The sequence below is a fragment of the Candidatus Neomarinimicrobiota bacterium genome, from assembly GCA_022573815.1.
Classification (GTDB): domain Bacteria; phylum Fidelibacterota; class SORT01; order SORT01; family SORT01; genus JACZTG01.
The window spans coordinates 1-14,752 of the sequence record JACZTG010000037.1 but is presented as its reverse complement, the minus strand read 5'-3'; the positions used below and the strand labels follow the sequence as shown (position 1 = coordinate 14,752).

16 protein-coding genes are annotated in these 14,752 nt (G+C 44.3%); 3 read left to right on the top strand and 13 right to left on the bottom strand.

Annotated features, from left to right (window positions below):
* From aroC to trpE, 13 genes are all read right to left on the bottom strand, one after another.
* A partial coding sequence (aroC, locus tag IIB39_10475; protein MCH8929124.1) for a chorismate synthase occupies positions 1–1,142 on the bottom strand: 1,142 nt, incomplete at its 3' end.
* Complete coding sequence (locus tag IIB39_10470) at positions 1,143–1,973, bottom strand: shikimate dehydrogenase (GenBank protein MCH8929123.1); 831 nt, start codon at positions 1,971–1,973, stop codon at positions 1,143–1,145. It abuts the gene before it with no gap.
* On the bottom strand, positions 1,966–3,249 hold the full coding sequence (gene aroA / locus IIB39_10465; GenBank protein ID MCH8929122.1) for a 3-phosphoshikimate 1-carboxyvinyltransferase: 1,284 nt from the start codon (positions 3,247–3,249) through the stop codon (positions 1,966–1,968). Before aroA ends, IIB39_10470 begins: the two co-directional genes overlap by 8 nt.
* Positions 3,249–4,094, bottom strand: coding sequence for a prephenate dehydrogenase/arogenate dehydrogenase family protein (locus IIB39_10460; protein MCH8929121.1), 846 nt, complete (start codon positions 4,092–4,094; stop codon positions 3,249–3,251). The genes aroA and IIB39_10460 overlap by 1 nt, the downstream gene beginning before the upstream one ends.
* A complete protein-coding gene (gene aroF / locus IIB39_10455; protein MCH8929120.1) occupies positions 4,094–5,110 on the bottom strand; it encodes a 3-deoxy-7-phosphoheptulonate synthase in 1,017 nt (338 codons plus the stop codon). Before aroF ends, IIB39_10460 begins: the two co-directional genes overlap by 1 nt.
* A 27-nt stretch (positions 5,111–5,137) precedes the next feature.
* Positions 5,138–5,428, bottom strand: coding sequence for a chorismate mutase (gene pheA, locus IIB39_10450; GenBank protein MCH8929119.1), 291 nt, complete (start codon positions 5,426–5,428; stop codon positions 5,138–5,140).
* A complete protein-coding gene (locus IIB39_10445) occupies positions 5,425–6,216 on the bottom strand; it encodes a tryptophan synthase subunit alpha (GenBank protein ID MCH8929118.1) in 792 nt (263 codons plus the stop codon). Before IIB39_10445 ends, pheA begins: the two co-directional genes overlap by 4 nt.
* Complete coding sequence (gene trpB, locus IIB39_10440) at positions 6,206–7,393, bottom strand: tryptophan synthase subunit beta (GenBank protein MCH8929117.1); 1,188 nt, start codon at positions 7,391–7,393, stop codon at positions 6,206–6,208. The genes IIB39_10445 and trpB overlap by 11 nt, the downstream gene beginning before the upstream one ends.
* 10 nt (positions 7,394–7,403) lie before the next feature.
* The gene (locus IIB39_10435; GenBank protein ID MCH8929116.1) at positions 7,404–8,051 is read right to left on the bottom strand and encodes a phosphoribosylanthranilate isomerase; all 648 of its coding nucleotides are present in this window, start codon (positions 8,049–8,051) and stop codon (positions 7,404–7,406) included.
* A complete protein-coding gene (trpC, locus tag IIB39_10430) occupies positions 8,038–8,835 on the bottom strand; it encodes an indole-3-glycerol phosphate synthase TrpC (protein ID MCH8929115.1) in 798 nt (265 codons plus the stop codon). Before trpC ends, IIB39_10435 begins: the two co-directional genes overlap by 14 nt.
* A complete protein-coding gene (gene trpD, locus IIB39_10425) occupies positions 8,832–9,848 on the bottom strand; it encodes an anthranilate phosphoribosyltransferase (protein ID MCH8929114.1) in 1,017 nt (338 codons plus the stop codon). Before trpD ends, trpC begins: the two co-directional genes overlap by 4 nt.
* Positions 9,845–10,435, bottom strand: a complete 591-nt coding sequence (locus IIB39_10420) for an aminodeoxychorismate/anthranilate synthase component II (protein ID MCH8929113.1) — start codon at positions 10,433–10,435, stop codon at positions 9,845–9,847. Before IIB39_10420 ends, trpD begins: the two co-directional genes overlap by 4 nt.
* Entirely contained in the window at positions 10,432–11,943 is a 1,512-nt protein-coding gene (trpE, locus tag IIB39_10415; protein MCH8929112.1) for an anthranilate synthase component I, read from the bottom strand. Before trpE ends, IIB39_10420 begins: the two co-directional genes overlap by 4 nt.
* 307 nt (positions 11,944–12,250) lie before the next feature.
* Between trpE and sfsA the strand changes: the two genes are divergently transcribed.
* The 3 genes from sfsA to IIB39_10400 all read left to right on the top strand — a co-directional run.
* Positions 12,251–12,955: a DNA/RNA nuclease SfsA gene (gene sfsA, locus IIB39_10410; protein MCH8929111.1), complete on the top strand. Its 705-nt coding sequence runs from the start codon at positions 12,251–12,253 to the stop codon at positions 12,953–12,955.
* Positions 12,956–13,284: 329 nt separating this feature from the next.
* On the top strand, positions 13,285–14,364 hold the full coding sequence (locus IIB39_10405; protein MCH8929110.1) for a hypothetical protein: 1,080 nt from the start codon (positions 13,285–13,287) through the stop codon (positions 14,362–14,364).
* Positions 14,365–14,425: 61 nt separating this feature from the next.
* Positions 14,426–14,752, top strand: a 327-nt coding sequence (locus IIB39_10400; GenBank protein MCH8929109.1) for a carboxypeptidase-like regulatory domain-containing protein, incomplete at its 3' end; no start/stop codon positions are given.

Here is a 14,752-nt window from a genome sequence, read left to right as displayed (position 1 = left end):
TTCGGGACACGAGCGAGCAATTCCTCCATTGAGTCTCCGCCGAATTTCTCAAGCAGCGCATCCGCAAGCACAAGAGCAAGCATCGCTTCGCCGATTACAGCCGCCGCGGGAACAGCGCAAACATCGGAACGTTCATAGCGGGAGTCAACTTTTTTTCCGGTTGAAAGATCCACCGATTTCAGCGGCTGCCGAAGCGTGGAAATCGGTTTCATAGCAGCGCGGACAACTATCGGTTGTCCGTTGGTGACTCCGCCCTCAAGTCCGCCCGCCCGGTTGGAAGGTCTCACATAATCGCCGCCGTCTGCGGGCAATATCTCGTCATGCACTTGGGAACCGGAGAGAGCGGCGTTATCGAATGCGGGACCGATCTCAACGCCCTTGATCGCCGGGATGCTCATAACGGCTTTGGCGATTCTCCCGTCGAGTTTCCTGTCCCAATGAGTGTAGCTCCCCAAGCCCGTGGGAAGTCCGGCAGCAACTACCTCAAAAACTCCGCCTACCGTGTCTTTATTCTTCACGGCTAATTTAATCGCATCCACCATTTTCTCCGAAGATTCATCGTCAATGCAGCGGACGCGTGATGCGTCTGCCAATTCGTTGATTTCGAGAGGCGAAAGTTCATCATCCGGCGAAGAGAGGCGGGCGCCGTTGATGCTGATAACGTGGCTTCCTATGGTGATTCCGCATTCCGACAGCAGGAGTTTGGCGATAGCGCCCAGCCCAACCCGCATTGCGGTTTCCCGCGCGCTGGAACGCTCAATCACATTGCGAAGGTCTTTGTGTCCGAATTTATAATGCCCCGCCAAATCCGCGTGACCGGGTCGCGGAACGGTCACCGTTTCTATTTCAGAAGTTATCTCTTCCACAGCCATCTTTTCTTTCCAATTTTCCCAATCAGCGTTTTCAATTATTAGGGAAATGGGACCGCCCATTGTAAGAGCATTGCGGACACCGGAAATTATCTCAGCGTGGTCATTCTCAATTTTCATTCTGCCGCCCCGACCGTAACCCTGCTGCCGCCTGCGGAGTTCTATGTCAATATCGGCAACGATGACTTTCAATCCCGCGGGAACGCCTTCAAGGATTCCGATAAGCGCTTTGCCGTGCGATTCGCCGGCAGTCAGATAACGTAATTTATCCAATTAAATTTCTCCGTTAAGTTCTGTGAGGACGGATTCGGTTATTGTGTCGTCGGGAATTTCTCTGTCCAGCCAGAATTTCAATGATTCGAATCCTTGATATACGAGCATACTCAATCCGTCCGAATATCCTACTCCATCTGATAACTGTTTTTTATCGAAGGCGTTTTCCCCGTAATTGAGATCGTAAAAAAAACTCAGGTCTGACAGACTTTCTAACCATTTCGCTTCGAATATTCCTCCGCCGAGAGCGTTAATCACTATTTCAAGCGATGATGGAATCAATTTTGATTCCTCAAGCACTACCAATTCTGTTTTGCTGGAAGTGTTTTTCAATATGTCGGAAAGTCTAACGGCATTTTCGGCTGTTCTGTTTCGGACGTAAATGGTTGAGACTTCCAGATCTCCGAGAGTGTAAACTACCGCGCGAGCCGCGCCACCCGCTCCGAAAAGCAAGACATCTTTTCCTTTTAAATCCAATTTCAACATCTCGACAGCTTTCTTGAATCCGGTAGTGTCCGTATTGTGTCCGATATATTTTCCGTCTCTGACAGCGACAGTGTTGACGGCACTCAAAATGTTTGCCTCAGGCGTAAGGGTGTTCATAAATCCTGCGATAGATTGCTTATGCGGAATTGTCACGTTGAAGCCGTTTAAGGAACTGATTTCATCGCCTGACATAAACTCTTCTAATCTGAATGGAGGCACGGAAAACGATTCATAGCTGCCATCTATGCCGAGCTTATTCATAAATTTTTCGTGCATCAGAGGGGAGACCGATGGAGTAAGAGAGAACTTCAAAATCCCAAGTCTGATATGATTTTCGCTACTCACTTAACTTCTCCAAATCGCTGAAAAAGGAGGGATATGAAACCGATGCTGATTCGGCGCCTTTAATGGTCACGCCTTTTTCCGATGCGAGTCCCGCAATGGCGAAAGACATGGCGATACGGTGGTCATTCCCCGCATCAACTGTTCCTCCCGAAATTTTTTGACCCCCTTCCACAGAGAAACCGTCTTCAAATTCGTTAGCACTGATACCTATTTTTTGTAATCCTTTAATAAGGAGTGAAATGCGGTCAGATTCTTTTACTCTTAGTTCGAAGGCGCCTGAAACGTTTGTGACTCCATCCGCGACTGTTCCTAAAATACCGATTAACGGTAGTTCGTCTATAATTGAGGGAACATCTTCCGCTGTTATGGTTACGGCTTTCAGATCGGAAGAGCGAACGACAATATCTCCCTGTTTCTCTCCTGATCCGTTTTCATCCGGGATTACCCTGATATCAGCTCCCATCCTCTTCAGAACATTCAGGAATCCTGTCCGTGTAGGATTCAGCCCCACATTTTTTAAAGTAATCTCGCTGTCGGGAAGCATAAGAGCAGCTGTGATGAAAAACGCCGCTGAAGAAAAATCACCGGGAACTCTGAAAACAGCGCCCTTTAATTTAACGTTCCTTTCCATACGGATGGAATTTCCTTCAGTCTGAATATTTACTCCGCACTGCCGCAGCATAATCTCAGTATGGTTTCGTGATGGATACGGTTCGGACAGTTCAAGTTCAACGCCGCTGCAAATGCTTGCTAAAATCATAGCCGACTTGACCTGCGCGCTGGCTATAGGTGAATTGTAAGAGATCGGCTTCAGATTCGTGCTTCCCCTTATGCTCAAGGGACAGCCGCCTGAATCTGAAGGAATCAGGTCTGCGCCCATCAGAGAAAGAGGAGTGACAATCCTGCTCATAGGGCGCGATCTAAGCGAAGAATCGCCGTCAATGACCGACTCGAATTGCTGCGCCGCGAGAACACCCGACAAAAGTCTTAGCGTGGTTCCGGAATTCCCCGCATCTAAAACAGAATCGGGTTTTTTAAGACCGGTGGCTCCGTTACCTGAAACGAAAGTTTTTCCGTTTTCACGGGATATTTTAATTCCTAATTGTCTCAAACAGGATTCTGTGGAGGAAACGTCGTCGCCAGCCGGTTCGCCAGTTATCTCGGTCTCGCCTTCCGAAATGGCGCCGATAATCAAAGCGCGATGCCAGATTGACTTATCACCCGGCAGGGAAATTTCGCCACGCACTTTTTTAGCCGGTTTTATAAGTCGTTCCATTAATCCTCTCGTAACATTTTTGATCTCAATTTAGCTGCCAGCAGAATTTGATCTTCGATAGATCCGTTTTCTATTTTATCTTTCAAATCGGAGATAACGGAAGTCAACGTATTCACAGCATCCAGCAGATTTTTCTTATTAAGTTGAAAGATCTCATCCCAAATTTTTGCAGGGCTTGCGGCAAGTCGGGTTGTGGCTGAGAAGCCGGGTCCCACTGTCAATGCAGCCTTATCCACCGAACCGACCGATAGCGAGAGCGCAGTTGAAAGCAGCTGGGGCAAATGGGATGTGAAGGCTATGAGCTTATCATGAACAGATGCCTCCATTTCCAACACTTTGAAATTCAGCGACTCAAGAAAATCTGTATGTGTTCGGGTAACTTCTTTTGATACATTTTCTGCGGGACAAATGATGAACCGTACGCCGTCGAGCAAGTCGGCTGATGCGGCTTCAAATCCTTGTTCTTCCGAGCCTCCGATGGGATGACCGCCGATAAATGATATATTGGAGGATGAGTGTTTGGAGGCTTCCTTTAATATCGGCTGCTTTACGCTGCCGACATCACAAACCACCGAACCATTTTTCGCCAGGGAAAGAACATCAGGGAGCGTTTTTAATATTTGGTTGTTTGGGAGAGCAAGCACCGATAAATCGGCTTCTCCGACAGCATCGCCAATCTTTTCGGCAGTGAACAAGCTGTCGAAAGGAGAATCCGTCGGCAGGGAATCAGTGATTTCGGGTAAATCCACACCGGTGATTTTGATATCCGGCCTTAAACGTTTTATCAGAAGCGCTAACGAACCGCCTATCAGACCGGCGCCGATTATTGTAACTTTAGAATACATTAATTTACCGATCTACTCACTGCCGAGGCGATAATTTTTATTTCGTTCATGAGCTGCGAAAGTTGCTCGGGATAAAGCGATTGCGCTCCATCCGAGAGAGCGTTTTCGGGATCGGAATGTACCTCTATTAAGAGTCCGTCCGCGCCCGCGGCGATTGACGCTCTTGCTACAGGACTAACCTTATCGCGCCTTCCAGTGGCGTGACTCGGGTCAGCGATGATGGGAAGATGACTCAGGCTATCAACCACGGGAATAGCGGAGACGTCGAAAGTGTTCCGCGTATAACCCTCAAATGTACGTATTCCGCGCTCGCACAACATTACGTTGGGATTCCCCCCCGCCATAATGTATTCAGCGGACATAAGCCATTCCTCTATTGTCGCAGAAAGCCCTCTTTTAAGCAAAACGGGTGTTTTCGTTTTGCCCAGCGCTTTAAGGAGCGAATAATTCTGCATATTCCGCGCGCCGACCTGAAAGATGTCTGTATAGTCCGACATCAGCGGTATCAAGTTCGGGTCCATAATTTCCGTTACAACTGCAAGGTCGTAAACATCCGCAGCGTCACGCATATAAATAAGACCTTTTTCTTCAAGACCCTGAAATGAATAGGGAGAGGTTCTTGGTTTATAAGCGCCGCCCCGCAGAATTTTGGCTCCCGCTTTGCTCACAATTTCCGCCATTTCCATAATATGCTCTTTAGATTCAACTGAACACGGTCCCGCCATCATGACAATATTATTGCCACCAATATCAATACCTCGAACGTTTATGATGGTCTTTTCGGGATGAAAAGTGCGACTTGCCCTCTTATAAGGCTCAGAAATTCTGATGACATGATTAACACTTTTCATCAGTTCGTAATCACGGATATCGATGTCTCCTGTCTGTCCGATAACTCCTAAAACAACCTGAGTTACACCGTCTGAACGAGTGATATCAAGATTCATTGACGTCAACCGTGATATTACATCCTGGATTTCATTTTCTTCGGCATTTGATTCCATTACAATAATCATCTTTTTCTCTCTTAATTAAATTTTGTGTTACGTATTTGTGTTACCGGCATTTTTCTCAACACTTCTTGATTCATCAATCAACCGCTGAAATAGCCCGATGACCGCCTTTTCATCAAGAGGTCCCTTGTTTTGCTTTAATATTTTTTTGATAATTTCTCTTTCTCTTTCAGGGTCGTGAATTTCCTGCTGCTCATCCGATTTAATAATGCCTATCTCAATGGCGCAGTGTGCTCTTTCGTTAAAAAGTTTCAGTAAGCGGCTGTCGATTGAATCGATTTCTTTTCTTAACTCGGCTAATTTATCTTGTTTGTCATTCATTGATTAAGTGTTTCCCTAATTTCTTTTAAAAATGTTCTCAATTCATTCAGAGAGTTCTCTTCCGAGTTCACACGTTCAACAATTGCGCTGCCTATCACTATTCCGTCCGCAAACGGCTTAAGTTCGGCAGCGGACTCTTTAGAGTTGACGCCAAAACCCACGAGCGTGTTTCTGCCGGATAGAGTTTTTACATGGTTCAGATATTTTCCAATGTCTTTCTTTAGGGCGGTATTCGCGCCGGTGACACCTAATAATGAGACACAGTAAATAAATTCTTTGGACAGTTCGCTGATGGTTTTTATCCGTTCGTCAGTAGTGTTTGGCGCTACAAGGAAAATTGTGCTTATGTTTCGTTCATGAGCGGAAGCCACAAAATCGTTCGCCTCTTCAGGGGTTAGGTCGGGAATGATAAGCCCGTCAACTCCTGCTTGTACGCAATCCGACAGGAAAGAATCTATCCCTTTTTTATAGATAGGATTAAAGTAGCCCATCAACACAATTGGTATTTCGATTTTTTTTCTTAAAGAGCTTACTAAACTGAAAATATCCACAAGTTTAGTGCCGCCCGACAATGAGATAGTAGAAGCTTGCTGAATCACTACACCATCGGCAAGCGGGTCGGAAAACGGCATTCCGATTTCAATTATGTCCGCACCTTCTTCGGCGAACAGCTCAAAGACTTCTAATGATCTTTCATACGACGGGTATCCCGCTACCATATAGGGAACCAACAGAGTTTCATTTGATTCGCTCATACCGCTTATAAGTTTTGTGAGTCTATTCTCCATTCGTACTTCCGCCTGTAATGTCGTTCTGAGAAAAATCCTTATCGCCCCTGCCTGAAAGGCATACTATTATTCCTTCATCTTTTGGGTAATCGGAGGCAATTTGCATGACTTTTGCTATAGCGTGAGAAGATTCGATTGCGGGGATTATGCCTTCTTCTCTTGATAGGATTTTGAATGCTTCAATTGCTTCCGAATCATCTATGGAAGAATAATTTACTCTCCCGGAATCCTTGAGGAATGAATGCTCCGGGCCCACACCGGGATAATCCAACCCGGGAGCAATGGAGTCGGCAGGAGATATTTGACCCTCAGAATCCTGAATAATATATGACATACTTCCGTGAAGAATTCCGGGCGAGCCGGCTGTGAGGGTGGCGGAATGATTTCCTAATTCCATATTTTTCCCTCCTCCTTCAACTCCGTATATATCAACATCAGTGTGGAGGAATGGGTGGAAAAGACCTATGGAATTACTCCCGCCGCCGACGCATGCTACAAGAGCAGACGGAAGTGAATTTTCCGATGTTTCATATTGCTCCATCGACTCAATGCCGATAACGCGCTGAAAGTTACGAACCATAAGAGGATATGGGTGAGGGCCGACGACCGAACCTATCATATAAAACGTATTTTCAACATTGGTAACCCAGTCGCGGATAGCTTCGTTGACAGCGTCTTTGAGTGTTTTGCTGCCCGAATCCACAGTGATGATCTCAGCGCCTAAAAGCTCAATCTTATGAACGTTCAGAGATTGGCGGATTGTATCCTCCCGACCCATGAATATAACCGCTTCTAATCCGAACTTTGCGGCAATCGTGGCTACCGCGAGACCGTGTTGACCGGCGCCTGTTTCCGCGATAATCCTCTTCTTGCCCATACGTATCGCAAGGAGCGCCTGACCGAGTGTGTTATTTATCTTATGCGAACCGGTATGTCCAAGGTCTTCGCGTTTCAAGTATATCTTTGCGCCGCCGGCTCTCTTTGTGAGTTTCTCCGCAAAATAGAGAGGTGTGGGTCTGCCGGAATAATTTTTTAACAGCTGATTATATTTGTTGTTGAATTCTGTATCATTCATCGCTTCAAAATATGCTTTTTCTAATTCGGCAAGAGCGGGTACTAAAGTTTCAGGCACATAGGCGCCTCCATACTTACCGAAATGACCTTTAGTATCCGGCAGATTATATTCTTTAAAATCCACTGTCGGTATTCTCCCCGCCTGGCATCAGTAGGACAGGCACAGATTTGAAAAATTTTCTTACTTTAGTCTTATCTTTAATTCCCGGAGAGGATTCGACTCCACTTGATACGTCAACAACAGCAGGCTTTACACTCTTTATGGCATTGCCGACATTTTCAGGATTCAAGCCTCCTGCGAGTATAAGTTTATCCCTATCAACTGAGGCAGGAATATTCTTCCAATCAAAAGTTTTCCCTGTTCCGCCGTAGTGACCGCTGGCAGAATTATCCAGAAGTAAATAATCGCAATCATTCTCTGTAATAGAATTGAAATCGAATGAATCGTTAATTCCATAAGCGCGAATCTGAATAATATCCAAATCGTTTAACTTTTCAATATTCACATTTCCATGAATCTGAACTGCTTTGATTCCGGTTTGTTTTATAGCGGAGCCGATCTCTTCATTTGTCGGATTTACAAAGACGCCAACAGGGGTAACATCATCAGGCAGAGAAGAAACTATTTTTGAGGCTGTTTCGTAAGTTACGAACCGCGGACTTTCAGAATAAAATATCATTCCGATGAACGACGCTCCGAGTTTGGAAGCATAAATCGCATCTTCGAGGTTCGTGATTCCGCAAATTTTAACCTTTGTCATCACTTTCCCCAAATAGCTTTTCCAGCGCCTTACCCGGATTATCGGTCTTCATAAACAGGGAACCTATCAAAGCGGCATATATGCCTAAATCGTTGATATACTTCAAATCTTCACTGCTCTTGATTCCGCTTTCAGCCACTATAAGAAAATCATCCGGAATAAGCGGCAGTAACTCGGCAAACCTTTTCAAATCTAATTCGAACGTCTTGAGGTCTCTGCAATTAATCCCGATCCAGTCGATATCGCAGTTTAATGCTTTTTCAATATCGGAGGTGTTTGTTATTTCAACAAATGGGGCAATGGAAAGTGTATTACATATAGAGATAAAATCATGCAGTTCGTAAGAATCCAGCACAGCTGCAATAAGAAGGACAGCATCCGCTCCCGCCGCTCTTGCATCGTAAATCTGAAACGGGTCAACGATAAAATCTTTACAGAGAACAGGGATATGAACAGATTTTTTTATCATACGAAGGTCATTGATAGAACCTGAAAAATAATTCTCTTCGGTGAGAACAGAGAGAGCGGCAGCGCCGGCTTTTTCATAACCGAGCGCTATATCAACAACATTCAGACTGTTACCGCCAAAATCAGCGGATGGCGAGGATTTTTTCACTTCCGCGATGATTTGGGTTTTTGAGTCTCTGTTTGCGAGGGATGACCGGAAATCAAGAACGGGCGGCATCGCCTCGGCAGCGGCTCTTGTCTTCAAAATAGACTTTTCTTTCATCCGTCTGGTGACGGCTTCTTTTCTGTCAGAGATTATTTTTTCAAGTTTGTTCATACCCGGGCAGTAAATTCCTTTAATTTTTCAAGTAGATTCGCAGCTTCTCCCGAATCAATTATCTTTTCCGCCAATCTTGCTCCGTCTTCAAAGGTGTGGGCTTTGCCGCCTAAATAGAGTCCTGTAGATGCATTAGCCACCACGATGTCTCTTTTAGGTCCTTGTTTCCCGGATAGAATCTCAGTGGCTATAAGCGCGCATGTTTCGGGATCGAAATCTCCTGATATTTCCTCAGTTTTGAGCGGAGGGAGGCTGAAAGAGTCCGGGTTGAGTTCAGTTTCATTTATAGAATCAGCATTGAGCTCCACGCACTTCGTAACGCCCGTGAGAGTTACTTCGTCCAATCCGTCAGCGCCCTGCACGATTAAAGCTCGTTTTACACCTACATTTTTAAGTACTTCAGCCACGAGTTCGGCAAGATCAAAATCATAAACGCCCATAAGCTGCAGAGTCGGATTAGACGGATTGGTCATCGGTCCCAATAGATTGAAAATTGTCCTCATCTTCAATTCACGCCTCGGTACGGCGGCATATTTCATAGCGGGATGCAGCATAGGGGCAAAAAGGAATGCCATTCCCACTTCCTGAAGGCAAGAACTTAAATATTCAACGGGCATTTCGATATTCACGCCCAATTCAGAAAGTAAGTCCGCTGAACCGCATTGCGATGAAACAGCCCTGTTGCCGTGTTTCGAAACTGTAACGCCTCCTGCGGCTACTATGATGGAAGCGATTGTGGAGATGTTGAATGTTCCTGCGCCGTCTCCTCCGGTACCGCACATATCCAATATCATATCTCCATCAGCGGAAACGGATGTGGCGTTTGCCCGCATAGTCTCCACAAAACCTGTGACTTCTTCCGCATCTTCTCCCTTCATTCTCAGCGCTGTTAAAAATGCGGCGATTTGAGTAGCGGGAGTATCGCCGCTCATAATAGCGCCCATAGCTTCGGAAGCTTCGACTCGGCTCAGGGAACTGCCGCTCATAATTTTAGAGATATAAGATTCGATCATTTGTGGCTCGATTTATGTTTTTCAACTATGTCCAGAAAATTTTGAAGCAGATGCATCCCCACATTGGTAAAAACGGATTCAGGATGAAACTGCATCCCGTATATCGGGTATTCCCGGTGAGCGAGAGCCATGATAGTGCCGTCGTCGGAAGTGGCGATGGATTCAAGCTCCTGAGGCATAGAATCCGGCTCTACTACAAGGCTGTGATACCGAGTCGCTTTAAAAGGATTTGATATATTAGTGAAAATCGGGTGTTTTTCGTGATTGATAAGGGAGGTCTTTCCGTGGAGAATCTCGTTGGCTTCGATAATTTTGCCTCCGAACAGTTCTGCGATACACTGGTGACCGAGACAAATTCCGAGCGTAGGCACAGTCGGTCCAAGTAACTTTATCGCTTCCATAGAAACGCCTGAGTCTTTCGGTCTTCCCGGTCCGGGCGAAATCAGAAGGGCATCCGGTTTCATTCTTAAAAGTTCGGCAGCTTCGATTTCGTCATTCGTAAATACGCTGATTTCTGAACCGAGCTCCCCAAGATGTTGAACAAGGTTATAGGTGAAGGAATCGTAATTGTCTATAACAGTTATCATTTGAAACCCTTTGCTGCCATAGCGATCGCTTCCTTGAGAACTTTAGCCTTATTCCGGCATTCTTCATACTCATTTTCCGGGATAGAATCGAAAACTATTCCCGCGCCGGCTTGAATGAACGCTTTTCCGCCCTTGAAAGTAATTGTCCTGATTGCGATACAAGTATCTAAGTTTCCTTTATAATCGAGGTATCCCACTCCGCCGGCATAGATTCCTCTGCTCAGAGGCTCCAGGTCTTCGATAATTTCCATAGCGCGTTTTTTGGGAGCCCCGGTAACTGTGCCTGCGGGAAACGTTGCGATAAGAGCGTCAAGAGCATCATATTCTTCAGAAAGTTCGCCGGTAACCCTGCTCACAAGATGCATCACGTGCGAATAACGCTCTACTGCCATAAGTTCTGACACTTTTACCGTGCCGTACTTCGAAACTTTACCCACGTCATTTCTGCCAAGGTCAACGAGCATTGCATGCTCAGCGCGCTCTTTCTCATCTCTCCTGAGCTCGCTCTCCAGTGCCTCGTCTTCAGCCTTAGTGCTTCCTCTCGGGCGAGTCCCTGCGATAGGTCGAACGTGTATTCTTCTATTATCAACTTTAACAAGCATCTCAGGTGACGACCCTGTAATTACCTGGTCATCCATTTGCAGGAAAAATAAGTAAGGAGAAGGATTTATCGTGCGCAGAGCCCGATAGACTTCAAAAGGTTCCGGATGATTTTCCAATTCTTCTCTGCGGGAAAGTACTATCTGGAATGCATCTCCCTTAACGATATGTTCTTTTGCTTTCTCGACTGACTTTATATAATCTTCCCGTTTGAATGTTTCACGGTATTCATCAATCTTTATTTGCTTGGGTTTATGATCAATATCATTATGCAGCAAAGTTTCGAAAGAATTTATACGACTTAAAGCCGCATCATATTTATTCTGTAAGTCTTTATCATTTAAAGATTTAAGTTCATCAGGATCGATGAATACATTGCTCACAAGAATGGCTTGATGTTTGAAGTGGTCGAATGCCATTATAGTCCGATAGAAAGCGAATTGCATATCAGGCGGCTGGTCTTTTGAGGACACGGCGGATGAAGAGTCTCCGTTTAGATTAAAGAAATATCTTACCGAGTTATAGGAAATGTACCCGATGGCTCCACACGTCAGAGGCGGAAGACCCATAATATCTACCGGCTCATATTTTGACAGTATATCCCGCAATTGATCCAAACCGTTGCCTTCGTAACTTGTTGATTTCTCTCCCGAAGTGTGACTGACCTTGCCATCATTTAAAGAGAGTATTTCTGATGGGTCGTATCCGAGAAAAGAGTATCGGGCGATCCGCTCTCCGCCCTCTACGCTCTCGAGTAAAAAAGAGTATTTTGATTGATCTTTGATTTTCAGATACGCATTTACGGGTGTGAACAGATCAGCCAGAATTTTCTTATAAACCGGCACTATTATTCCCTTAGCCGTGCTCTGTTTATTAGAGCAAAGAGCCTTGAAGTCGCTAAATGTCATTGTTTCCATGTTTTTCCTAATGTTTATAAAATAAAAAAACCTGCCGAATTCTTTCCTGGCAGGTGAGTATGCTTAGCTAAATGTGAACGACTTTACATTCGCATATCCTCTGCGAGGTTATAATACCACCAATAGTTAAATGAATAATTAAATGTATTTGAGTTCGTCATTGCAATGCTGAATATATATGAAGAGTGATTGTATGTCAAGTTAATTCTCTTAGTCAATTAAAAATCCAATATTTTCAAGCATAATCAGCTGCTCAATTTGGTTGTATGATTTACGAGTTCTTTCTATAATAACAAATATGAAAATTGAAGGCCCTTTATATGACGCTGTTTTCCTGGAACGTCCCAACAGATTCCTAACCAAAATAGAAATTGACGGAAAGGTGGTCGAAAGCCATCTGCCGGATCCCGGTAGATTGAAGGAACTGCTGATTAAAGGCGCCCGGCTGAGAGTTCGAAAAGTGCCTGAGACAGCAATACACAGGAGAACGAAGTGGACAACAGTCATGGTCAAATCAGGAAAACAATATATATCTCTTGATACGAACCTCCCGAATAAATTGGTAAAACGATTGTTAGAGAATAAAGAACTTCCGTTTCTGAAGGATTGGAATTTGAAAAAAACGGAGGTAACTGTAGGTAAGCACAGGTTCGATTTTCTTTTAGAAAATAAAGATTCAGAATTTTTTCTTGAGGTTAAGTCAGTTACGCTTGTGGAAAATGGAGTTGCAATGTTCCCCGATGCGGTGACTGAAAGAGGGAAAAAACATATGGAAGAACTATCAAAATTGAGAGATTCAGGGTTTGGCGCAGGAGTCCTTTTTGTATGTCAGAGATCCGATGTTCGGGAATTTACGCCTCACTGGGAAAGAGACCCGAAATTTGCATCCTCATTATTGAGGGCAAAATCGCTTGGAGTAAAGGTCTGGGTTATCGTTTGTGAGGTCACATCGACAGAGATAAATTACAAATATTCCATACCTTATATATTAGAGCATAAATAAACGTAGTTTTTAACTATTTTAGCTTAGGTATTAGAGAATCAATAAGAGTTGAATATAAGTAATTATGTCTAAATAGATAAAAATAAAATAATTGAAAATATTACTTGACAAATTTAACAAGGATATATAGCTTCAGTGCATAAACATTTTTTATAGATAATAAGAAAAGAACGATACCGGAAAATGGTATCACAAAGCATAATGCAATGTGCATCATTGCACTGTGAAGAACGGTATATTTGTGGAAGAAAGATTTGATTATTGAAATTCAAAATAAGTTTAAAAAAAACGCCGCAACGGCTAACAGTAAAAAGTAGGAGGTAACAGAAGTGTTATCAAATATAAAAACATTAATATTTTTGACGATGACTGGCGTATTTGTTGCAGGATGTGCAGACATTCCAAGCGATGCTCCGGTGTTTCCTGATTTCCAATCGGAAATGAGAATCTTAAACGCTGCAAACGAAACTGCATTATTGATGCAGGATACGGGAGCTGACCCGGTTATTACTCCATATGACACCACTGTCACGGTAGCATTTGATACAACTGTAGAGACAACATTTGCAGAAACCTCTGACACAACATGGAATGTTAATGCGGAGGGTACAGATTCGACTATAAATACCATTACTGTTACTACTGATACAACTGTAACCGCAACTATTGATTCGACTGTAACTACTAAAGTATTTACAATCCGGGTAAGTACGTTCAAGGATCTGTTAGTTAATACAGGCGACTTAGCTGTAAGCGTTGACGGCGCGTCAGTCGGAACGCTCGCCTATGAAGATGTTACTGCTTACTTGGCATATCCATCAGGTGTATATAACATTACCTACACTGCAACGACAACAAGAACTGCTGATATAGTAGTTACTGATTCACTTACAATTACCAACGGAGAAGAGGGATCCGGTTCCGGTGCAGTCACTGTAACCACAACTGTTAATGTCGTAGACGTTGCAGTCAGCGTGAGTGAGAATGTTAATCTTCCAGCCGATCAGCAGTCGTTGGTTATCCTGCATGACGATGATGGCGGAGACAGGATTAGTTTATACCACGAAAAATTTATGTCAGAGACAGGAACCGGTTCCAGTTTAGGTTTGGTTAAGGTTATAAATACATACTCGGCAGGTGGTGCGTTAGATGTATCGGTTGTTGATGGCGCTAACATTGCTTTGGGATTAGAATTCTTAGGGAGAGCGTTAGATGACCCGAGTGATTCTACGTTAGTAGAAAATTTCTACTCTGGTTACGCTGAAGTACCGGTAGGTGCCTCGGTTACTGTAACGGATGGAACATCAAGCGAAACGGCTGCCCTAACAGTTACTGCGGGCAAGCGTCAATCGCTGATAATCTTTGGAACCAGCACCGGCTTTAAATTATCCCAACTAAATGATAAATAAATTGATTATGAATATTATAAATAAAAATAATCTCCGTGAAGATAAAATCAGGAGGAGTAGCATGTCTTATAGATTTTTCTTATTTGCAATAGTTATGTTGTTAGTTCCGTCATTAGCTTTCGGCGCTACGTCCGGCAAGCTAAAAGGAACGATTACCGACCAGGAAACCGGTGGCCCGTTAGTAGGCGCTAACGTGGTAATCAGCGGAACCTCCATGGGTGCGGCAACGGATGAGGACGGAAAATTCGTCATCCTTAACGTTCCTATCGGTGTCTATGAAATAGACATTAAGTATATCGGTTATCAGAACTACCTGTTGACCGAAGTAAAGATAACAGCCGATCTCACCACAGCTATTTCCGCGGAACTATCATCGGTAGCAGTTCAG

Excerpts from the sequence above, each read along its gene's own strand:
- aroA (MCH8929122.1), bottom strand. The coding sequence starts at position 3,249 with ATGGAACGACTTATAAAACCGGCTAAAAAAGTGCGTGGCGAAATTTCC.
- IIB39_10460 (MCH8929121.1), bottom strand. The coding sequence starts at position 4,094 with ATGTATTCTAAAGTTACAATAATCGGCGCCGGTCTGATAGGCGGTTCG.
- aroF (MCH8929120.1), bottom strand. The coding sequence starts at position 5,110 with ATGATTATTGTAATGGAATCAAATGCCGAAGAAAATGAAATCCAGGAT.
- pheA (MCH8929119.1), bottom strand. The coding sequence starts at position 5,428 with ATGAATGACAAACAAGATAAATTAGCCGAGTTAAGAAAAGAAATCGAT.
- IIB39_10445 (MCH8929118.1), bottom strand. The coding sequence starts at position 6,216 with ATGGAGAATAGACTCACAAAACTTATAAGCGGTATGAGCGAATCAAAT.
- IIB39_10435 (MCH8929116.1), bottom strand. The coding sequence starts at position 8,051 with ATGACAAAGGTTAAAATTTGCGGAATCACGAACCTCGAAGATGCGATT.
- trpC (MCH8929115.1), bottom strand. The coding sequence starts at position 8,835 with ATGAACAAACTTGAAAAAATAATCTCTGACAGAAAAGAAGCCGTCACC.
- trpD (MCH8929114.1), bottom strand. The coding sequence starts at position 9,848 with ATGATCGAATCTTATATCTCTAAAATTATGAGCGGCAGTTCCCTGAGC.
- IIB39_10420 (MCH8929113.1), bottom strand. The coding sequence starts at position 10,435 with ATGATAACTGTTATAGACAATTACGATTCCTTCACCTATAACCTTGTT.
- trpE (MCH8929112.1), bottom strand. The coding sequence starts at position 11,943 with ATGACATTTAGCGACTTCAAGGCTCTTTGCTCTAATAAACAGAGCACG.
- sfsA (MCH8929111.1), top strand. The coding sequence starts at position 12,251 with ATGAAAATTGAAGGCCCTTTATATGACGCTGTTTTCCTGGAACGTCCC.